This window comes from Streptomyces sp. NPDC056169 (assembly GCF_042268445.1).
Classification (GTDB): Bacteria; Actinomycetota; Actinomycetes; order Streptomycetales; family Streptomycetaceae; genus Streptomyces.
On sequence record NZ_JBHJUO010000013.1, the window covers coordinates 236409 to 257588 of the forward strand.

17 protein-coding genes are annotated in these 21180 nt (G+C 72.9%); 11 read left to right on the plus strand and 6 right to left on the minus strand.

Annotated features, from left to right (window positions below; genetic code table 11):
• Positions 1–5 precede the first annotated feature (5 nt).
• Genes ACFC0G_RS23125 through ACFC0G_RS23140 form a run of 4 tightly spaced genes read left to right on the plus strand, consistent with a single transcriptional unit; the run spans position 6 to position 4370 of the window.
• A complete protein-coding gene (locus ACFC0G_RS23125) occupies positions 6–1739 on the plus strand; it encodes an ABC transporter ATP-binding protein (protein WP_376406143.1) in 1734 nt (577 codons plus the stop codon).
• Entirely contained in the window at positions 1736–3613 is a 1878-nt protein-coding gene (locus ACFC0G_RS23130) for an ABC transporter ATP-binding protein (RefSeq protein ID WP_376406145.1), read from the plus strand. Before ACFC0G_RS23125 ends, ACFC0G_RS23130 begins: the two co-directional genes overlap by 4 nt.
• A 20-nt stretch (positions 3614–3633) precedes the next feature.
• The gene (gene cutA / locus ACFC0G_RS23135) at positions 3634–3960 is read left to right on the plus strand and encodes a divalent-cation tolerance protein CutA (RefSeq protein WP_376406147.1); all 327 of its coding nucleotides are present in this window, start codon (positions 3634–3636) and stop codon (positions 3958–3960) included.
• Positions 3957–4370, plus strand: a complete 414-nt coding sequence (locus ACFC0G_RS23140) for a gamma-glutamylcyclotransferase family protein (RefSeq protein ID WP_376406149.1) — start codon at positions 3957–3959, stop codon at positions 4368–4370. The genes cutA and ACFC0G_RS23140 overlap by 4 nt, the downstream gene beginning before the upstream one ends.
• Here ACFC0G_RS23140 and ACFC0G_RS23145 read toward each other — a convergent pair.
• The 3 genes from ACFC0G_RS23145 to ACFC0G_RS23155 are packed head-to-tail and all read right to left on the minus strand — an operon-like array spanning position 4333 to position 8014.
• Positions 4333–6417 (minus strand): molybdopterin oxidoreductase family protein, encoded by a 2085-nt coding sequence (locus ACFC0G_RS23145; RefSeq protein WP_376406151.1) that lies wholly within the window; start codon positions 6415–6417, stop codon positions 4333–4335. The genes ACFC0G_RS23140 and ACFC0G_RS23145 overlap by 38 nt on opposite strands.
• Before the next feature lie 45 nt (positions 6418–6462).
• Positions 6463–7251, minus strand: a complete 789-nt coding sequence (locus tag ACFC0G_RS23150) for a vancomycin high temperature exclusion protein (RefSeq protein WP_376406153.1) — start codon at positions 7249–7251, stop codon at positions 6463–6465.
• A gap of 40 nt (positions 7252–7291) precedes the next feature.
• The gene (locus ACFC0G_RS23155) at positions 7292–8014 is read right to left on the minus strand and encodes an MIP/aquaporin family protein (RefSeq protein ID WP_376406155.1); all 723 of its coding nucleotides are present in this window, start codon (positions 8012–8014) and stop codon (positions 7292–7294) included.
• A gap of 76 nt (positions 8015–8090) precedes the next feature.
• On the opposite strand from ACFC0G_RS23155, the gene ACFC0G_RS23160 reads away from it, so the two are divergent.
• From ACFC0G_RS23160 to ACFC0G_RS23190, 7 genes are all read left to right on the plus strand, one after another.
• Positions 8091–8564 (plus strand): GNAT family N-acetyltransferase, encoded by a 474-nt coding sequence (locus ACFC0G_RS23160; RefSeq protein WP_376406158.1) that lies wholly within the window; start codon positions 8091–8093, stop codon positions 8562–8564.
• Positions 8561–9262 carry a hypothetical protein gene (locus tag ACFC0G_RS23165; protein WP_376406160.1) on the plus strand — a complete coding sequence of 234 codons (702 nt, stop codon included), beginning with the start codon at positions 8561–8563 and terminating at the stop codon, positions 9260–9262. The genes ACFC0G_RS23160 and ACFC0G_RS23165 overlap by 4 nt, the downstream gene beginning before the upstream one ends.
• 89 nt (positions 9263–9351) lie before the next feature.
• On the plus strand, positions 9352–10290 hold the full coding sequence (locus ACFC0G_RS23170) for a sirohydrochlorin chelatase (protein ID WP_376406162.1): 939 nt from the start codon (positions 9352–9354) through the stop codon (positions 10288–10290).
• A gap of 53 nt (positions 10291–10343) precedes the next feature.
• Positions 10344–11672: a deoxyguanosinetriphosphate triphosphohydrolase gene (locus ACFC0G_RS23175; protein ID WP_376406256.1), complete on the plus strand. Its 1329-nt coding sequence runs from the start codon at positions 10344–10346 to the stop codon at positions 11670–11672.
• 132 nt (positions 11673–11804) lie between these two features.
• Positions 11805–13067 carry an NAD(P)/FAD-dependent oxidoreductase gene (locus ACFC0G_RS23180; protein WP_376406164.1) on the plus strand — a complete coding sequence of 421 codons (1263 nt, stop codon included), beginning with the start codon at positions 11805–11807 and terminating at the stop codon, positions 13065–13067.
• Positions 13068–13132: 65 nt separating this feature from the next.
• Entirely contained in the window at positions 13133–15022 is a 1890-nt protein-coding gene (gene dnaG / locus ACFC0G_RS23185; RefSeq protein ID WP_376406166.1) for a DNA primase, read from the plus strand.
• Positions 15023–15222: 200 nt separating this feature from the next.
• The gene (locus ACFC0G_RS23190) at positions 15223–16269 is read left to right on the plus strand and encodes an RNA polymerase sigma factor (RefSeq protein ID WP_376406168.1); all 1047 of its coding nucleotides are present in this window, start codon (positions 15223–15225) and stop codon (positions 16267–16269) included.
• Here ACFC0G_RS23190 and ACFC0G_RS23195 read toward each other — a convergent pair.
• From ACFC0G_RS23195 to ACFC0G_RS23205, 3 genes are read right to left on the minus strand one after another with little or no spacing between them, the layout of a single operon-like run.
• Positions 16266–17468 (minus strand): TerD family protein, encoded by a 1203-nt coding sequence (locus ACFC0G_RS23195; protein WP_376406170.1) that lies wholly within the window; start codon positions 17466–17468, stop codon positions 16266–16268. The two genes, ACFC0G_RS23190 and ACFC0G_RS23195, sit on opposite strands and share 4 nt — an antisense overlap.
• Before the next feature lie 34 nt (positions 17469–17502).
• Positions 17503–19446: an ABC transporter ATP-binding protein gene (locus tag ACFC0G_RS23200; protein ID WP_376406172.1), complete on the minus strand. Its 1944-nt coding sequence runs from the start codon at positions 19444–19446 to the stop codon at positions 17503–17505.
• Entirely contained in the window at positions 19446–21179 is a 1734-nt protein-coding gene (locus ACFC0G_RS23205; RefSeq protein ID WP_376406174.1) for an ABC transporter ATP-binding protein, read from the minus strand. Before ACFC0G_RS23205 ends, ACFC0G_RS23200 begins: the two co-directional genes overlap by 1 nt.
• Position 21180: the final 1 nt, after the last annotated feature.

A 21180-nucleotide genomic window follows, 5' to 3' on the forward strand; every position in this document is an offset into this window, starting at 1 on the left:
TCACCATGCTGCTGCGACTCCTGGCTCCCCGCCTCAGGCCCTACCGGGCCCTCCTCGCCCTCCTCGTCCTCCTCCAGCTCGTCCAGTCCCTCGCCTCGCTCGCCCTGCCCACCCTCAACGCCGGAGTCATCGACGAGGGCGTCCTCCGCGGGGACACCGACCGTGTCCTCGGCGGGGGTGCCGCGATGCTCGGCGTCACCCTCCTCCAGGCCGCGGCGGCCGCCGCCGCCACCTACACCGGCGCCAGGATCGCCATGGGCGTCGCCCGCGACCTGCGCTCCGAGGTCTTCCGCCGCGTCCAGGACTTCTCCGCCCGGGAGCGGGGCCGCTTCGGCACCGCCTCCCTCATCACCCGTACCACCAACGACGTCCAGCAGGTCCAGACGTTCACCGTCCTCGTCCTCACGATGCTGGTCGCCGCGCCCCTGCTCTGCGTCGGCGGACTCGCCATGGCCCTGCGCCAGGACGTGCCGCTCGCCCTCGTCCTGCTCCTCTTCGTGCCCGTCATGACCGGGGCCGTCGGCACCGTCGTCCTGCGGATGCGGCCCCTCTTCCGCGGCATGCAGGAACGCGTCGACCGGGTCAACCGCGTGCTGCGCGAGCAGATCACCGGCGTCCGCGTGGTCCGGGCCTTCGTCCGGGACACCCACGAGCGGGAACGGTTCGGCGCCGCCAACGACGAACTCCTCACCGTCGGCCTCCGGGCCGGCCGGCTCCAGGCCCTCATGTTCCCGACCGTGCTCATCGTCTGGCAGCTGACGACCGTCGCCCTCGTGTACGTCGGCGCCCACCGCATCGACAGCGGCGCCCTCCAGCCCGGCGGGCTCGTCGCCTTCCTCGGCTACCTGCTCCAGACCTCCATGTCCGTGATGATGGTCCTCTTCCTCCTGATGCACATGCCGCGCGCCGAGGTCGGCGCCGAGCGCATCCGCGAGGTCCTCGACACCCCGCTCTCCGTCACCCCGCCCGCCCACCCCGTCCGGGCCCTCAAGGGCCCCGGGCACCTCGACCTCACGGGCGTCGGATTCCGCTACCCCGGCGCCGAGGAGTCCGTCCTCAAGGACGTCGACCTCGTCGCCCGCCCCGGCCGGACCACCGCGATCATCGGCGCCACCGGCAGCGGCAAGTCGACGCTCCTCGGGCTCGTGCCCCGGCTCTTCGACGCCACCGGCGGCGAGGTCCTCGTCGACGGCGTCGACGTCCGCGAGCTCGACCCCGCCCTGATGGCGCGGACGGTGGGCCTGGTCTCCCAGAAGCCCTACCTCTTCTCCGGGACGGTGGCGACGAACCTGCGGTACGGGAAGCCCGACGCGACCGACGAGGAGCTCTGGCACGCCCTGGAGACCGCCCAGGCCGCCGACTTCGTCCGGGCCCTCGACGACGGCCTCGACGCCCCGGTCGCCCAGGGCGGCGGCAACCTCTCCGGCGGCCAGCGGCAGCGGCTCGCCATCGCCCGGGTCCTCGTCGCCCGCCCCCGCCTCTACCTCTTCGACGACTCCTTCTCCGCCCTCGACGCCCGCACCGACGCCCGGCTGCGCGAAGCGCTCCGGCGGGAGACGGCCGACGCCACCGTGGTGATCGTCGCCCAGCGGGTCTCCACCATCCGGCACGCCGACCGGATCGTCGTCCTCGACCGGGGCCGGACCGTCGGCACCGGCACCCACGAGTCCCTCATGCGGGACAGCGCCACCTACCGGGAGATCGTCCTCTCCCAGCTCACCGAGGAGGAAGCCGCATGAGTACGACCACGGCGACCCGCACCGCGACCGACGCCCGTACCGCCCCCGCCCGCAGCGGCCCCCCGCCCCAACAGCGCACCCCCGGCCCCGGCCTCCCCACCCCCGCCCTCGAACGCTCCCTGGCCTTCCGCGCCTCCGGCCTCCGCCTCCTGCGCACCCTCGCCCCCGACCGGGCCTTACTCCTCGCCGTCCTCGCCGTCGGCGCCACGGCCGTCGCCCTCGGCGTCCTCAGCCCCCTCCTCCTCGGCCGCGCCACCGACCTCGTCGTCACCGGCGCCACCGGCCCGGCCGGGGTCGACTTCGCCGCCGTCGGCCGGATCCTCGCCGTCTCCGTCGCGGTCGTCGCCGGCTCGTCCCTCTTCACCTGGTTCCAGCTGCGGATCGCCACCACCGTCGTCCAGCGGGCCGGCCGGCGGCTCCGCGAGCAGGCCCAGCACAAGCTGGCGCGGCTGCCCCTCACGTCCTTCGACCGGCAGCAGCGCGGCGAGGTCCTCTCCCGCACCACGAACGACATCGACAACATCACCCAGACCCTCCAGCAGGCCTTCAGCCAGATGGTCCGCGCCCTGCTCAGCCTCGTCGGCGTCCTCGCGATGATGTTCTGGATCTCCCCGGTCCTCGCCCTCGTCGCCCTCGCCACCGTGCCCGTCTCGGTCGTCGTCGCCGCGTTCGTCGGACGGCGCGCCCAGCCGCAGTTCGTCAAGCAGTGGGCGGTCACCGGCCGCCTCGGCAGCCACGTCGAGGAGATGATCACCGGCCACACCGAGGTCGTCGCCTTCGGCCGCCGCGCCGAGGCCGTGCACCGCTTCGACGAGCTCGGCGAGGAGCTGTACCGGGCGAGCTTCCGCGCCCAGTTCGTGTCCGGCTTCATCCAGCCCGCGCTGACCTTCGTCGGCAACCTCAACTACGTCGTCCTCGCCGTCGTCGGCGGCCTGCGGGTGGCGAGCGGCACCCTGACCGTCGGCGACGTCCAGGCCTTCATCCAGTACTCGTACGACTTCAACGGCCCGATCAACCAGGTCGCCGCCATGGCCAACCTCCTCCAGTCCGGAGTGGCCTCCGCCGAGCGGGTCTTCGACCTCCTCGACGCCGAGGAGGAGGCCGGGGACCCGGCGGAGCCGCAGCGTCCCGCGCAGGTCAGGGGCCGGGTCTCCTTCGAGAAGGTCGCCTTCCGCTACGAGCCCGACAAGCCGCTCGTCGAAGACCTGTCGCTCACCGTGGAGCCCGGCCGGACGGTCGCGATCGTCGGTCCGACGGGCGCCGGCAAGACGACCCTCGTGAACCTGCTCATGCGGTTCTACGAGGTGACGGACGGCCGGATCACGCTGGACGGGACGGACATCGCGACGATGTCCCGCGAGGACCTGCGCAAGGACATCGGCATGGTCCTCCAGGACACCTGGCTCTTCGGCGGCACCATCGCCGACAACATCGCCTACGGGCTGCCCGGCGAGGTCTCCCGCGAGCGGATCGTCGAGGCCGCGCGGGCCGCGCACGCCGACCGCTTCATCCGGACCCTCCCCGACGGGTACGACACCGTCCTCGACGAGGACGGGGGAGGCCTCAGCGCCGGCGAGAAGCAGCTCGTCACCCTCGCGAGGGCGTTCCTGTCCGACCCGGTGATCCTCGTCCTCGACGAGGCCACCAGCTCCGTGGACACCCGCACCGAACTCCTCGTCCAGCAGGCCATGTCGTCCCTCCGCGCGGGCCGCACCAGCTTCGTCGTCGCCCACCGGCTCTCCACGATCCGGGACGCCGACACGATCCTGGTGATGGAGAGCGGCTCGATCGCCGAGCAGGGCACCCACGAGGAGCTCCTCGCGGCGGGCGGCGCGTACGCCCGCCTGTACGAAGCCCAGTTCGCTGCGGCGTGAAGCGTCAGTACGGTGAGGGCGTGACCACTCTCGCCCTCACCGTCCTCACGACCACCGACAGCCACGACAAGGCCGAGACGCTCGCGCGCGGCGCCGTCGAGGCCCGGCTCGCCGCCTGCGCCCAGGTCTCCGGGCCCGTCACCTCCGTCTACCACTGGCAGCGGGCGATCGAGACCGCCGAGGAGTGGCAGGTCGCCTTCAAGACCACCGAGGCCCGCTACGAGGCCCTGGAGGCCCACCTCCTCGCCGCCCACGACTACGAGACCCCGGAGATCGTCGCCACCCCCATCGTCCGGGCCTCCTCCGCCTACCTGGCCTGGATCGGCAGGGAGGTGGCGCACCCGTGACCGGGCCGTCGGTCCTCCCCTTCTTCGTCTACGGGACGCTGCGCCCCGGCGCGTACAACCACGACCGGCTCCTCCTCGGCCGGACGACCGCGGAGGACGAGGCCCGGCTCCCGGGCGCCCTCCTCCACGACGGCCCCGGCTACCCGTACGCGGTGCCGGGCGACGGCACCGTCACCGGCACGCTCGTGACGGCGGCGCCCGACGCGTACGGCGAACTGCTCGGCGCGCTCGACCGGATGGAGCGCGACGCCGGGTACGAGCGGACCGCCGTCGAGACGGTCAGGCTCCGCGACGGGGAAACGCTCCGGGCCTGGACGTACGTCGCGGCCCCGGCCACGGAGCTCGGCCCGCTCATCCCCACCGGCGACTGGTTCAGGCGTCCCGTTCCAGACGGACCGCGCACACCTTGAACTCGGGCATCCGGGAGACCGGGTCGAGCGCCGGGTTCACCAGCGTGTTCGCCCGGCCCTCGCCCGCCCAGTGGAACGGCATGAAGACGGTGTCCGGCCGGATCGCCGTCGTGATCCGCGCCGGCGCGACGGCCCGGCCGCGCCGCGAGACCACCGCGAGCCGCTCGCCCTCGGCCACCCCGAGCCGCTCGGCGAGCCGCGGGTGGAGCTCCACGAACGGCCCGGGCGCCGCCGCGTTCAGCTCCGCCACCCGCCGGGTCTGCGCCCCCGACTGGTACTGGGACACGACCCGGCCCGTGGTGAGGACGACCGGGTACTCGGCGTCCGTCTCCTCCGCCGCCGGCCGGTGCACCACCGGCACGAACCGGGCCCGCCCGTCGGGCGTCGCGAACCGGTCAAGGAAGAGCCGGGGCGTCCCCGCGTGCCCGTCGTCGGGGCAGGGCCAGAAGACGCCCTGCTCGTCCTCGATGCGGCGGTAGCTGATGCCCGCGTAGTCGGCGGGGCCGCCCGCGGAGGCGCGCCGCAGCTCGTCGAAGACCTCCTCGGGGTCGGCGGAGAAACCCTTCTCCCAGCCGAGCAGCCCGGCGAGCCCGTGCAGCACCTCCAGGTCGCTGCGGACCCCGGCGGGCGGGGTGAGGGCGCGCCGCCGCAGCAGCACCCGCCCCTCCAGGTTCGTCATCGTCCCGGTCTCCTCGGCCCACTGCGTCACGGGCAGGACGACATCGGCGAGCGCGGCGGTCTCGGAGAGCACGACATCGGCGACGGCGAGGAAGTCGAGCGAGCGCAGCCGCCCCTCGACGTGCGCGGCGCGCGGCGCGGACACCACCGGGTTGGAGCCCATGAGGAGCAGGGCCTTCACGTCGCCGCCGAGCGCGTCGAGGAGCTCGTACGCGCTCCGCCCGGGCCCCGGCAGCGCGTCCGGGTCCACGCCCCACACCCCGGCGACGTGCGCGCGGGCCGCCGGGTCGTCGAGCTTGCGGTAGCCGGGCAGCTGGTCGGCCTTCTGGCCGTGCTCGCGGCCGCCCTGGCCGTTGCCCTGGCCGGTGAGGCAGCCGTAGCCGCTCAGCGGGCGCCCCGCCTTTCCGGTGGCGAGGCAGAGGTTGATCCAGGCGCCGACTGTGTCGGTCCCCTTGGACTGCTGCTCGGGGCCGCGCGCGGTCAGCACCATGCCGCTGCCGGCGTCGCAGAACAGCGCGACCGCCTCGCGGAGCTCCGGCACGGAGACCCCGGTGATCCGCTCGACCTGCTCGGGCCAGTGGGACATGGCCCCGGCGCGGGCCGCCGCCCAGCCGTCGGTGCGCGCGGCGACGAACTCCTCGTCCACCCGGCCCTCGGCCACCACGAGATGGAGCATGCCGAGGGCGAGCGCGAGATCGGTGCCGGGGCGCGGTGCGAGATGGAGGTCGGCCTGCTCGGCGGTGCGGGTGCGGCGGGGATCGACGACGATCAGCTTGCCGCCGTTCTCCTTCAGCTCGGTGAGGTAGCGCAGGGCGGGCGGCATGGTCTCGGCGAGGTTGGAGCCGACGAGGATCACGCAGCCCGTCTTCGGGATGTCCTCCAGGGGGAAGGGGAGTCCCCGGTCGAGGCCGAAGGCCCTGCCGTGCGCGGCGGCGGCGGACGACATGCAGAAGCGTCCGTTGTAGTCGATCTGCGAGGTGCCGAGCACGAGCCGGGCGAACTTCCCCAGCGTGTACGCCTTCTCGTTGGTGAGCCCGCCGCCGCCGAAGACCCCCACGGCATCGGCACCGTGGTCGACGCGGGTCCGGCGCAGTCCGTCGGCGACGGCGGCGAGCGCCTCCTCCCAGGTCGCGGGCGTCAGATCCCCCGTGTCAGGGCATCGGACCAGGGGCTCGGTGAGCCGGACCCGGGAGGAGAGCACGGAGGGGGCGGTGCGGCCCTTGCCGCACAGGGCGCCCCGGTTGACGGGGAAATCGGTCCGGTCGACCACCTCGGCGGGCAGCTCGGGGGTGCCGGTGGGGCGGAGCGACATGCCGCACTGCAGGGCGCAGTAGGGGCAGTGGGTCGGCACGGCGGTGGCGTCGGACATGCCGCCAGCGTGGGTCAGGCGTGTTACGCGGGGCGGCGCCGCGTATTACGGGCGGGGTGCCATGGCCTCAGTGCCGTGCCCTGCGGAAGGTGAGGCGGGCGCCTTCGTGGGGGCGGGTGCCTTCTCCGGGGCGGGTGCCTTCTCCGGGGCGAGGGCCTCCGCGGGGGAGGCGAGGGCCTCCGCGACACCCGGCTCCTTCGGCCCGAGGAAGTGCGGATCGGGGCGCAGGCCCGCGTCCAGGGCGGCCTTGGCGGCCGCGAACAGCTCGCGGGTGGTGCCGTAGTACCAGGTGCGGTCGCGGGGTTCGGCGACCCCGACCCCGTACGCGTCGACGCCCGCCGCCCCGCACAGCGCGACGGCCCGCTTGATGTGGAAGTCCTGGGTGACGAGGACGGCCCGGTCGACGCCGAAGACCTTCTTGGCCCGGACGCAGGAGTCCCAGGTGTCGAAGCCCGCGTAGTCGCTGACGATCCGGCCCTCGGGGACCCCGCGCTCGGTGAGGTAGGCGCGCATGGCGCTGGGCTCGTCGTACGCGGTCCTGCTGTTGTCGCCGGTGACGAGCAGGACCCGGACCTTGCCCGCGCGGTACAGCTCGGCGGCCGTGTCGAGCCGGTGCGCGAGGTACGGGGTGGGGCGCCCGTTCCACAGCCCGGCGCCGAAGACGACGGCGACGTCCCGGGCGGGCACGTCGGCGGTGGTACGGAGCCGGGGTTCGGCGACCGTGTGCATCCAGGTCGCCGGGGCGAGCGCGAGGACCGCGCCGAGCATGACGGCCTGGACGGTGCGGCGGCGGGCCCGCGGGGTGCGGGGCCACCGGATCGGCCGTGCCGGCATGCGGGTACCTCCGTGGATCGGGGTCGTGGTGATCGCTCTGTCACCCCGTCCGACGCGCATCGGGCGCCTTCGGTTCGCCCGCCCCTCGAACTGTTCCGTACAGCACACCCGCGAGCCCGAGACCGATGACCATGCCGAGGATCTGGGCGGCGGCGTAGGACGGCACGGAGCCGGGGGCGATCCCGGTGAAGGAGTCGGAGAAGGCGCGGCCGAGGGTGGCCGCCGGATTGGCGAAGGAGCCGGAGGAGGTGAACCAGATCGCCGCGCCGATGTACCCGGCGACCGCGACCGGGGCGAGGCCGGGGCGGCCGATGCGGCGGAGCCCCTGCACGACGAGGACGAGCCCGGCGGTGGCGACGGCCTCGCCGAGGAGGAGATGGAGCGCGGAGCGGGGCTCGGTGGCCCAGCTGCCGGGCGCCCGCCCGAACATGGCCTCGGCGAGCAGGGCGCCGGTGACCGCGCCCGCGATCTGGGCGGCGATGTAGGCGAGGACCTCCCGTCCGCCGTGCTCGGGGCGCCGGGACCACCACTCCGACAGGGTCACGACGGGGTTGAAGTGGGCGCCGGAGAGCGGACCGATGAGCGCGATGAGCAGGCCGAGTCCGACGGCGGAGGCGGCGGCGTTGGCGAGCAGCCGGACGCCGATGTCCTGACTGAGGGAGTCGGCGCGGATGCCGGAGCCGACGATGACGGCGACGAGGGCGGCGGTGCCGATGAACTCGGCGGCGGTGCGGCGGCGGAGAGAGGGCGGGGACATTCTCATGGCGGAAAAGATATTCCGTGATTCGGAATCAAAATAGAGGGGCGGGGTAGATGGTCGGGCCCGTACCATCCGGGCCGTGAAGATCGAAAACGTTGACATTCGCCGTGCGGCCGATTCCGATGCCGCCGCGGTGGCCGATGTGTGGCTCCGCTCCTACACGGCGGCGCTCCCGAGCGTGCGCCGCGCGCACACCGACGACGAGGTCCGGTACTGGCTCCGGGAGATCGTCGTACCGAACCAGGAGACCTGGGTGGCGACGGTCGACGGCTCGGTCGTCGCCATGATGGTGCTGGACGACGAGGAGCTGGATCAGCTGTACATCGATACGCCGTGGCGCGGCCAGGGCATCGGCGACCGACTCGTGGAGGTGGCCAAGCGGAGCCGCCCGACCGGGCTGGCGCTGTGGACGTTCCAGGTCAACGCCCCGGCGGGCCGCTTCTACGAGCGGCACGGCTTCGTCGAGGCCGAGCGCACCGACGGCGCCCGCAACGAAGAGCGCGAGCCGGACGTCCGGTACGTGTGGAGCCCGGACCCCGCGGTCCGCCCGTGATCATCGATGCCGTCCTCGGGGACGCCGTCCGCAACAACGCCGAGTGGTGCCAGGCCATGTGCCGCGCCCACGGACACCCCGGCACCTTCGGGACCCGCGCCTGGACGAACGACCGCCGCACCCCGCTCTACTACCCGGACGCGGTCACCCTGTCCGAGGACGCGACCGCCGAGGACGTCCTGGCCGGCATCGACCGGACCACCCCCGGCGCCTCCGTCAAGGACAGCTTCGCCCGGCTCGACCTGGCCGCCGAGGGCTTCCGGCTCCTCTTCGAGGCCGGCTGGATCCACCGTCCGGCAGGCCTTCCCGTGCAGCCCGTCACCGGGGACTGGCGCCCGGTCCGCACCCCGGAGGAGCTCGCCGCCTGGGCCCTCGCCTGGAGCGGCGACGACGCCGACGACGCGGCGCTCTTCCGCCCCGAACTCCTCGCCGACCCGGCGACGACGATCGTCGCGGGATACGCCGCCGACGGCCGGATCCTCGGCGGCGCGGTCCTCAGCGCGAGCCCCGGCGTCACCGGCGTCTCCAACCTCTTCGCCACGGGGGACACCGACCCGTCCCACACCTGGGCGGGCGCCCTCGCCTCCGCCCCGGACGACCGCCCCGTCGTCGGCTACGAGTCCGGCGACGACCTGCCCCCCGCCCTCGCGGCCGGCTTCGAGGAGATCGGCCCGCTGCGGGTCTGGCTGGGCGCCTGACACCGGCCGGGCCGCCCCCGTGAGGTCGCGGCAAACAGTCGTGACCCCCGCGCAACGGGCAGGCAACCTGGCGCCCTCAGGATCGGTGCATGACGGAGCCGGACAGCACGTTCGACAGCGCCGCCGAGCTGCTCGGGAGGATCACCGAGCAGCTCGGGACCCAGCTCGGCCGCGTGCATCCGTACGGCCGTCGGCCACGGAAGTACGACGAGGAGGCACGCACACCGATGAACGCACCCACCCCCGTCGCACCCACCCCCGCCCCGCAGGCGCCCGCCGCGCCCACCCTCGTCGCCGTCGGGCACGGCAGTCGCGACCCCCGCGCCCGGGCCGCCCTGAGCCGCCTCCTCGACCGGGTCCGCGAGCTGCGCCCCGGGCTCGACGTGCGCCTCGCCCACATCGAGCTGAACGCACCCCTCCTCGACGACACCCTCGCCGGACTCGCCGCCGAGGGCCGGGACGCCGTACTCGTACCCCTCCTCTTCGCCCCCGGCCACCACGTCACCCACGACCTCCCCGCCGCCCTCGCCGCCGCACCCGGCCTCCGGGCCCGGGTCGCCGAGCCGCTCGGCGCGCACCCCCTCCTCGTCGAGGCCCTCGCCGACCGGCTCGCCGAGGCCGGCTGGAGCCCCGGGGACGGCGCCTCCCGCGCCACCGGTGTCGTCCTCGCCTCCGCCGGCTCCCGCGACCCCCGGTCCGGCGCCGAGATCCGCCGGATCGCCGCCCTCCTCGGCGAGCGCCTCGGCGGCGTGCCCGTCCTCCCCGCGTACGCCTCCGCCGCCGCGCCCACCGTCCCCGAGGCCGTCCGCGCCCTCGCCTCCCGGGGCCGCCACCGGGTCGCCGTCGCCTCCTGCTTCACCGCCCCCGGCCTCTTCGCGACCCGCGCCGCCGCCCACGCCCCCTGGATCGCCGCCGCCCCGCTCGGTGCCCACCCGGCCCTCGCCCGCCTCGTCCTCCTGCGCTACGACCACGCCCGCGCCCGCGCGGGCGTCACCACCACCCGCGCGCGGGAACTCGCCGCCTTCTGAGCTCTTCTGTCGGTCCCTCCGGTTACCTTCGGGGCATGGACGGCATCGAAGGCATGGCAGGCAACGCAGGCATCGGCGACACCACCGGCATCACCGGCACCACCGACACGCCCGGCTACGACTCCGCCGCGACCGAGCGCTGGGCCGCCGAACCCGACAAGCGCCCCGGCCGCACCGCCTTCCAGCGCGACCGCGCCCGCGTACTGCACTCCGCCGCCCTGCGCAGGCTCGCCGGCAAGACCCAGGTCGTCACCCCCGGCACCCGCAGCCACGCCTGGGACGCCAGCCCCCGCACCCGGCTCACCCACTCCCTGGAGTGCGCCCAGGTCGGCCGCGAGCTCGGCGCCGCCCTCGGCTGCGACCCCGACCTCGTCGAGGCCGCCTGCCTCTCCCACGACATGGGCCACCCGCCCTTCGGGCACAACGGCGAGCAGGCGCTCAACGACGTCGCCAAGGACTGCGGCGGCTTCGAGGGCAACGCCCAGTCGCTCCGCCTCCTCACCCGCATCGAGCCCAAGCGCTTCGTGAAGGACGGGGACGGCGAGCTCGTCAGCGTCGGGCTCAACCTCACCCGGGCCGCCCTCGACGCCGCCACCAAGTACCCCTGGCCGCGCGGCGGCCACCCCGACGACCCGGGCTCGCCCAAGTTCGGCGTGTACGAGGACGACCTCCCCGTCTTCGCCTGGATCCGCGAGGGCGCCCCCGCCCACCGCAAGTGCTTCGAGGCCCAGGTCATGGACTGGTCCGACGACGTCGCCTACTCCGTCCACGACTTCGAGGACGGCCTGCACGCCGGCCACATCGACCCCAACATGCTCCTCGCCGAACCCGAGCGCGCCGACATCTGGACCGTCGCCATCGGCCGCTACGTCCCCGAGGACACCGACCCGCAGGAGCTCGCCGACGCCCTCGACCGGCTCGTCGACCAGGAGTGGTGGCCGCACGGCTACGACGGCTCGGCCGTCGCCCAGGCCCGCCTCAAGGACGCCACCAGCCAGCTCATCGGCCGCCTCTGCCTCGCCGCCGAAGGCGCCACCCGCCAGGCATGGGGGTCCGGCCGCCTCACCCGGTACGGCGCCGAGCTCGTCGTCCCCCGCGAGGCGCGCAACGAATGCGCCGTCCTCAAGGCCGTCGCCGACCGGTACGTGATGCAGCGCGCCGAACAGGAGGTGCTCCGCGCCGACCAGCGCGTCGTCGTCGCCGAACTCGCCGAGGCCCTCGTCGTCCGCGCCCCCGACGGCCTCGAACCCCAGTTCCGGGCCGCCTTCGACGCGGCGCGCGACGACCGGGCCCGCAAGCGCGTCATCGTCGACCAGATCGCCTCCCTCACCGACGCCTCCGCCCGCGCCCTCCACACCCGCCTCCGCCCCCACCACAGCTGAGACGAGCCGGGGTCGGCCCTCTTCCGTCACCCCGCCGGTTGCGGGACGCTCGCATGCACGCCCCGAGGCGGTACGGCCCGACGAACGCCCGGGGGCGTAGGTTGGAAGCGGTCGCAACGAGGAGGAATCGACGTGGTCGACGCAGATCAGACCTTTGTCATCGTCGGCGGAGGCCTGGCAGGGGCCAAAGCGGCGGAGACACTGCGCTCCGAGGGGTTCAACGGCCGGGTGATCCTCATCGGCGACGAACGCGACCACCCCTACGAGCGCCCACCCCTCTCCAAGGGCTACCTCACCGGCGCCAAGGAGCGCGACAGCGTCTTCGTCCACGAGGCCGCCTGGTACGCGGCGAACGACGTCGAGCTCCACCTCGGCCAGTCCGTCACCGCCGTCGACCGCGAGGCCCGCACGGTCCGCCTCGGCGACGGCACCGTCATCCGCTACGACAAACTGCTCCTCGCCACCGGCGCCGAGCCGCGCCGCCTCGACGTCCCCGGCACCGAGCTCGCCGGCGTCCACCACCTGCGCCGGCTCGCCCACGCCGACCGGCTCCGCCAGGTCCTCGCGGCCCTCGGCCGGGACAACGGCCACCTGGTGATCGCCGGCGCCGGCTGGATCGGCCTGGAGGTCGCCGCCGCGGCCCGCGGCTACGGCGCCGAGGTCACCGTCGTCGAGTACGAGCCCACCCCGCTCCACCGCGTCCTCGGCCCCGAGCTCGGCCAGCTCTTCGCCGACCTCCACAGCGACCACGGCGTCCGCTTCCACTTCGGCGTGAAGCTCACCGAGATCGTCGGCCAGGACGGCATGGTCCTCGCCGTCCGCACCGACGACGGCGAGGAACACCCCGCGCACGCCGTGCTCGCCGCGATCGGCGCCGCCCCCCGTACGGCCCTCGCCGAGAACTCCGGTCTCGCCCTCGTCGACCGGGCCGACGGCGGCGGCGTCGCCGTCGACGAGTCGCTGCGCACCTCCGACCCCGACATCTACGCCGCGGGCGACGTCGCCGCCGCCCACCACCCGCTGCTCCACACCCGGCTCCGCGTCGAGCACTGGGCCAACGCCCTCAACGGCGGCCCGGCCGCCGCCCGCGCCATGCTCGGGCAGCACGTCTCCTACGACCGGGTGCCCTACTTCTTCTCCGACCAGTACGACCTGGGCATGGAGTACTCCGGCTGGGCGCCCCCGGGCACGTACGACCAGGTCGTCGTCCGCGGCGACACCGGCAAGCGCGAGTTCATCGCCTTCTGGCTGAAGGAGGGCCGGGTCCTCGCGGGCATGAACGTGAATGTGTGGGACGTCACAGACCCCATCCAGCAGCTCATCCGTTCCCGTACGGCCGTGGACCCGGAGGCCCTCGCCGACCCCTCCGTGCCGCTGGAGAGCCTGGTCTCGTAACCCGTCCGTCCCCGGCCCCGACATTTCCCCGGGGGGCGACCCCCGGACCCCCGTACACTTCATGCGTGGCAGGCAGGATTAACGATGACGACGTGAAGGCGGTCCGGGACGCGGTCCCGATCGACTCCGTCGTGTCCGAGTACCTCCAGCTGCGCAACGCGGGCGGCGGCAACCTCAAGGGCCTCTGCCCCTTCCACGACGAGAAGTCGCCCTCCTTCCAGGTCAGCCCCAGCAAGGGTCTCTTCCACTGCTTCGGCTGCCAGGAAGGCGGCGACACCCTCGCCTTCGTGATGAAGATCGACCACCTCTCCTTCTCGGAGACGGTCGAGCGCCTCGCCGCGAAGGCGGGCATCACCCTGCGGTACGAGGAAGGCGGCTACAACCCCGGCCACCAGCGCGGGGAGCGCATCCGCCTCATCGAGGCCCACAAGGTCGCCACCCAGTTCTACATCGACCAACTCGACTCGCCCGAGGCCGAGATCGGCCGGAAGTTCCTCGCCGAGCGCGGCTTCGACCAGGCCGCCGCCGCCCACTTCGGCGTCGGCTACTCCCCGGCCGGCTGGGACCACCTCACCCGCTTCCTGCGCGGCAAGGGCTTCTCCGACAAGGAACTGATCGTCTCCGGCCTCTCCCAGGACGGCCGCCGCGGCCCCATCGACCGCTTCCGCGGCCGCCTCATGTGGCCGATCAGGGACGTCGGCGGCGAGGTCGTCGGCTTCGGCGCGCGCAAGCTCCGCGACGACGACAACGGCCCCAAGTACCTCAACACGCCCGAGACGCCGATCTACAAGAAGTCCCAGGTGCTCTACGGCGTCGACCTGGCCAAGAAGGACATCGCCAAGGCCAGCCGGGCCGTCGTCGTCGAGGGCTACACCGACGTCATGGCCTGCCACCTCGCCGGCGTCACCACCGCCATCGCCACCTGCGGCACCGCCTTCGGCGGCGACCACATCAAGATCCTCCGCCGCCTCCTCATGGACAACGGCTCGGCCCGCGTCATCTTCACCTTCGACGGCGACGCCGCCGGCCAGAAGGCCGCCCTGCGCGCCTTCGAGGACGACCAGAAGTTCGCCGCCGAGACGTACATCGCCATCGCCCCCGACGGCATGGACCCCTGCGAACTGCGGCTCGCGAAGGGCGACGCGGCCGTCGCCGAACTCGTCCAGCCCCGCACCCCGCTCTTCGAGTTCGCGCTCCGCCAGATCGTGAAGCGCTACGACCTGGAGACCCCGGCCGGCCGCGCCGCCGCCCTCGACGAGGCCGCCCCCGTCGTCGCCCGCATCAAGAACATCGGGGCCCAGCACGAGGTCGCCGTCCAGCTCGCCGGCATGCTCGGCATCCTCGACACCCAGTTCGTCGTCAAGCGGGTCGCCCAGCTCGCCCGCTGGGCCCGCGACCGCGGCGGCAAGGGCCCCGCGCAGCAGCAGGCCCCGCAGCGCGGCTACGACACCCCGGCCCCGGCCGCCGCCTCCGGCCCCGCGCTCAACCTGCGCAGCCCCGCCCACCGCACCGAGCGCGAGCTCCTCAAGCTCGCCCTCCAGCGCCCCGAACTGGTCTCCCCGGCCTTCGACGCGTACGGCATCGACGAGTTCACCGCCCCGCCCTACGCGGCCGTCCGCCAGTGCGTCCAGGACGCGGGCGGCGCCACCGGCGCCCCCTCCGACTACCTCGACACCGTCCGCGAGGCCGCCCCCAACGACGGCGTCCGCGCCCTCGTCACCGAGCTCGCCGTCGAGACGATCTTCGCCAAGAACGTCGACGAGGCCTACGCCGGCGACCAGCTCGTCACCGTCCGGCTGCGCGCCGTCGACCGCCGCATCCGCGACGTCCAGGGCACCCTGGCCCGGCTCGGCGCGAACGGCGACCCGGAACAGCTCTCGGCCGTGCAGAACGAGCTGTGGGTGCTCACCCAGTACGGGCAGTCCCTGCGGAACAACGGCGCCGGAGCCCTCTGACCGCCGGCGCTCGCCCGGCGGTCGGCGTCCCTCTGGCCGTGGGCACCCTCTGACCGTCGGTGACCCGGCGGATTCAAAAAGTCACCGCACGCCCCTCGTGGCGGCGATGTGTCGTACCCCACACTGGTTGACGGTGCCGTCCCGCTGCCGTATGGCCCCTCCGAACCGGCAGCGATCACCCGCCCTGGAGGTCGCCCCCCGTGCAGACCCAGACCGAGTCCGTGTCCGTGTCCGCGTCCCAGGAACAGCCACCGCACCCCGCGGAGCCAGAACCCGCACTCGACGAGGAACCCGAGGTCCCGGTCCAGCGGCGCCGCACCGACCTCGGTGGCAACGGGCCCTCCTCCGACCTCTTCCGCCAGTACCTCCGGGAGATCGGCCGCATCCCGCTCCTCACCGCCGAGGAGGAGGTCGACCTCGCCCGGCGCGTCGAGGCCGGACTCTTCGCCGAGGAGAAACTCGCCAACACCCCCGACCTGGAAACCCGGTTGGCGGCCGACCTGGACCGGCTCGTCGTCCTCGGCCGGATCGCCAAACGCAAGCTCATCGAGGCCAACCTCCGCCTCGTCGTCTCCGTCGCCAAACGGTACGTCGGCCGCGGCCTCACCATGCTCGACCTCGTCCAGGAGGGAAACCTCGGCCTCATCAGGGCCGTCGAGAAGTTCGACTACGCGCGCGGCTACAAGTTCTCCACGTACGCGACCTGGTGGATCCGCCAGGCGATGTCCCGGGCCCTCGCCGACCAGGCCCGGACCATCCGCGTCCCCGTGCACGTCGTCGAACTCATCAACCGGGTCATCCGCGTCCAGCGCCGCATGCTCCAGGAGCGGGGCTACGAACCCACCGCCGAGGAGGTCGCTGCCCAGCTCGACCTGGCCCCCGAGCGGGTCGGCGAGGTCCTCCGCCTCGCCCAGGAACCGGTCTCCCTGCACGCCCCCGTCGGCGAGGAGGATGACGTCGCCCTCGGCGACCTCATCGAGGACGGCGACGCCGCCTCACCCGTCGAGTCCGCCGCCTTCCTGCTGCTCCGCCGCCACCTGGAGGACGTGCTCTCCACCCTCGGCGAACGCGAACGGAAGGTCGTCCAGCTCCGCTACGGCCTCGACGACGGCCGACCCCGCACCCTGGAGGAGATAGGCCGCATCTTCGGCGTGACGCGCGAACGCATCCGCCAGATCGAGTCCAAGACCCTCAACAAACTCAGGGACCACGCCTACGCGGACCAACTGCGCGGCTATCTGGACTAGTCCAGCTCCTTGACCGTGAACGTCCACGCGCCCTCGGCGCGGAGACTCAGCAGCTGCGGTCCTCGCGGGACCGGGACGGTCTGCCGGAGCGACCCGACCTCGTTGAGGAGCAGGTCCATGTCGGGCAGGCGTCCGTCGGCGCGTCCCTCGACCCCGTAACCCTGGATGCCGACATAGCCGTTGCCGTCGTTCATCCTGCCCTCGAACTCCACCCGGAGGTCCGCCCCGTTGCCGAGGTAGAGCAGCGCCTCGGGGCCGTAGCCGCTCAGCGTTCCCTCCAGGCGGCGGGCGGCCGCGAGGGGCTTCACCCGCAGGATCCAGCGGTTCTCGGCGGAGAGCCGCATGCGCAGCGGCCGGCCCTTGGGGACCGTGGCGACCGCGCTGCCCCGGAAGCCGGGCAGGAGGTCGTTGAAGAGGTAGCCGTCGTCCTTGTTGCGCCGGTCGAGCGGGAAGAGGCCCACGTACCCGTAGTCCTCGTGCGCGAGCTCGACGAGGACGGGGCCGGTCCCGACCCGGTCGTCGAGGGCGATCACGTCGTTGCCGTACCCCTCGGCGACGAAGGGTTCGAAGAGGGGGCCGAACTTCCAGCCCTCGGCCAGTTCGTACGGCCGGTCGGCCGGAGGGAACGGCCCGGTGGGGGCCGGTGCGGGCGTCGGTGCCGGCCCGTCCAGGAGGCCGCCGTCGGCGGGCCGGGCCTGCCCCGGCCTCTTCGCCACGCCGGTCAGCGGGACCGGACCGGACGCGACCGGCTCCTCCTCCGCCACCTCGATCCCGTACTCCGTGACGAGGCCCGCGAGCCCGGAGGCGTACCCCGTCCCCAGCGGGCCGAACTTCCAGCCACCCGACTCCCGGAAGAACTCCGCGAAGGTGACGGCGGTGACGTCCGGCGTGCCCGGCACGGTGTACGCGGCGACGGCCGTCCCGTCCGGGGCGACCGCCGTCAGGGCGCCGCCGCCCGCCGGACCGCCGATCACGATCCGCTCGACGCCCGCCTCCACATCGCCCAACGCGAGGACCAGCGCCGCCGATTCGTGCCGGACCGACCCGGACGGATGGACCGGCTGCCCGTCGAAGACCATGTCCGCGTCCCCGCGGACCCGGCCGTCCGCGCCGAGCAGCAGCGCCGCCAACTCCACGCCCTCGACGCTCACTCGCAGCGGAACCGACGGCACCCAGGAACTCTTGGTGATGTGACCCATGCCGCACATCATGCGGCATGGGTCACATGCCGGGTCAGTCGACCTCGGCGACCGCCTGCGCGAACTGCGCGGCGTACAAGCGGGAGTAGGCCCCGCCGGACGCCAACAGCTCCTCGTGCGTGCCCTGTTCGACGATCGAGCCGCTCTCCATCACCAGGATCACGTCCGCGTCCCGGATCGTGGAGAGCCGGTGCGCGATGACGAACGACGTACGCCCGTGGGCCAGTCGGGCCATCGCCTTCTGGATCAGCACCTCGGTGCGGGTGTCGACCGAGCTGGTGGCCTCGTCGAGGACGAGGATCACCGGGTCGGACAGGAACGCCCGGGCGATGGTGATCAGCTGCTTCTCGCCCGCGCTCACCCCCGCGCCGTCGTCGTCGATGACCGTGTCGTACCCGTCGGGGAGGGTACGGACGAAACGGTCGGCGTGCGCCGCCCGCGCCGCCTCCTCGATCTCCGCCCGGGTCACCTCGCGCGTCGCGCCGTACGCGATGTTGTCGGCGATGGTGCCGCCGAAGAGCCAGGTGTCCTGGAGGACCATGCCGATGTCCTTGCGCAGGTCCTCGCGGGACATCGTCGCGATGTCCGTCCCGTCCAGCGTGATCCGGCCGTCCGTCACCTCGTAGAACCGCATGAGCAGGTTCACGAGAGTCGTCTTGCCGGCGCCCGTCGGACCGACGATCGCGACCGTCTGACCGGGCTCCACGGTGAGCGACAGGTCCTCGATGAGGGGCTTGTCCGCCTCGTAACGGAAGGACACCCCCTCCAGGGCGACCTTGCCCTTGAAGTCCGCCGGCGCCAGGTCGTTCGAGCGCTCGCTCGCCGGGGCGTCCGGCTCCTGCTCCTCGGCGTCGAGGAGCTCGAAGACCCGCTCCGCCGAGGCCACGCCCGACTGCACCAGGTTCGCCATCGACGCGACCTGCGTCAGCGGCATCGAGAACTGGCGCGAGTACTGGATGAAGGCCTGCACGTCACCGATGGAGAGCGTGCCGCTCGCCACCCGCAGACCGCCGACGACGGCCACCAGGACGTAGTTGATGTTCGAGACGAAGAACATCACCGGCTGCATCACACCGCTGTTGAACTGCGCCTTGAACCCGGCCTCGTACAGCGCCTCGTTCTGCTCGCGGAAGTCCCGCGCGGACTCCTCCTGCCGGCCGAAGACCTTCACCAGGTTGTGCCCGGTGTACATCTCCTCGACGTGCGCGTTGAGCGTGCCCGTGGACTTCCACTGCTGCACGAAGTGCGGCTGCGAGCGCTTGCCGATCTTCGCCGCGACGAAGACCGAGACCGGCACCGTCACGATGGCCACCAGGGCGAGCAGCGGCGAGATCCAGAACATCATCGCCAGCACGCCGACGATCGTGAGCAACGAGTTGATCAGCTGACCCATCGACTGCTGGAGCGTCTGCGAGATGTTGTCGATGTCGTTGGTCGCCCGGGACAGCACCTCGCCGCGCTTCGCCTTGTCGAAGTACGACAGCGGCAGCCGCGCCAGCTTCGTCTGGACGTCCTCGCGCATGCGGAAGACCGTCCGGTTGATCACCTTGATCGACAGGCGGGTGGAGACCAGCATGAGCAGGCCCGCCGCCACGTAGACCGCGAGGACCCAGAGCAGGACCTCGCCGACCGCGGTGAAGTCGATGCCCTGCCCGGGGGTGAAGTCGACCCCGGACAGCATGTCCGCCATGCCGGAGTCGCCCGAGGCGCGGAGCCCCGCGATCGCGTCCGCCTTCGAGGGGGCGTCGGCCGTCTGCCGCCCGACCACGCCCGCGAAGACGAGGTCGGTCGCCTTGCCGAGGATCTTCGGCCCGACCACGGAGGCCGCCACCGACAGCACACCCGCGAGCAGCATCACCCAGAGCGTGGCGCGCTCGGGCGCCAGCTGCTTGAGGAGGCGCTTGCTCGACCCCTTGAAATCCATCGACCGCTGGTCGGGGCCGCCACCGGCCATCATGCGTCCGCCAGGACCGGCCATCAGGCTGCCTCCGCCTCGGTCAGCTGGGAGAGCACGATCTCCCGGTACGTCTCGTTCTCCGACATCAGCTCCTGGTGCCGGCCGGTGCCGACGACCCGGCCCTCGTCGAGGACGACGATCCGGTCGGCGTCCCGGATGGTCGACACCCGCTGGGCGACGATCACCACCGTCGAGTCCGCCGTCTCCTGCCGGAGCGCCTCGCGCAGCAGGGCGTCGGTCTCGTAGTCCAGGGCGGAGAAGGAGTCGTCGAAGAGGTAGATCTCCGGCTTCTGCACCAGCGTCCGCGCGATCGCGAGCCGCTGCCGCTGACCGCCGGAGACGTTCGTGCCGCCCTGCGCGATCGGGGCGTTCAGCCCGTTCTCGAGCTTGCGGACGAAGTCGGCCGCCTGGGCGACCTCCAGGGCGTGCCAGAGCTCCTCGTCGGTCGCGTCGGGCTTCCCGTACCGCAGGTTCGTCGCCACCGTCCCGGAGAACAGGTACGGCTTCTGCGGCACCAGGCTCACGGTCCGCGCCATCAGCGCCGCGTCGAGCTTCCGCACGTCGACACCGTCGACGAGGACCTCGCCGCCGGTGGCGTCGAAGAGCCGCGGGACGAGCCCGAGGAGCGTCGACTTGCCGCTGCCCGTGGACCCGATGATCGCGGTCGTCTCGCCGGGCCGGGCGACGAGCCCGACGTCCTTGAGGACCGACTCCTCGGCGCCCGGATAGCGGAAGTCCGCGCTCCTGACCTCCAGATGCCCGCGCCGGTCGAGGGTCGTCACCGGCTCGGCCGGCGGCACGACGCTGGACTCGGTCGCGAGGACCTCCTCGATGCGCTCGGCGCACACCTCGGCACGCGGCACCATCATGAACATGAAGGTGGCCATCATCACGGACATCACGATCTGCATCAGATAGGCGAGGAAGGCGGTCAGCGCGCCGATCTCCATCCCGCCGCTGTCGATGCGGTGGGCGCCGAACCAGACGACGGCCACGCTGGAGACGTTCACGACGGTCATCACGACCGGGAACATCAGCGCCATCAGCCGGCCGGTCGCCATCGACACGTCGGTCAGATCGGCGTTGGCCCGGCGGAACCGCTCCTCCTCGTACCCGTCCTTCACGAAGGCCCGGATGACGCGGTTGCCGGTGATCTGCTCGCGCAGCACCCGGTTCACGGTGTCGAGGCGCTCCTGCATGGTCCGGAAGAGCGGCCGCATCCGCCGGACGATGAGGGTGACGGAGATGCCGAGGACCGGCACCACCGCGAGCAGCACGGCCGACAGCGGCACGTCCTGGCCGAGCGCCATCACGATGCCGCCGACGCACATGATCGGCGCGGAGACCATCAGGGTGAACGCCATCAGGACCAGCATCTGGACCTGCTGCACGTCATTGGTCGTACGGGTGATCAGCGAGGGCGCGCCGAAGTGCCCGAGCTCCCGGGCGGAGAAGGACTGCACCCGGTCGAAGATCGCACCGCGCACGTCCCGGCCGAGTGCGGAGGCCGTCCGGGCGCCGTAGTAGACCGCCCCGATGTTGCAGACGACCTGCACGACGGAGACGGCGACCATCAGCGCGCCGAAACGCAGGATGTAGCCGGTGTCCCCGTTGACGACACCGTTGTCGATGATGTCGGCGTTCAGGGTCGGCAGGTAGAGGCTCGCGCAGGTCTGCAGGAACTGCAGGAGGACGAGCAGCGCGATGGGTTTTCGATAGGGCTGGAGGTGGGTTCGGAGAAGTCTTATGAGCACG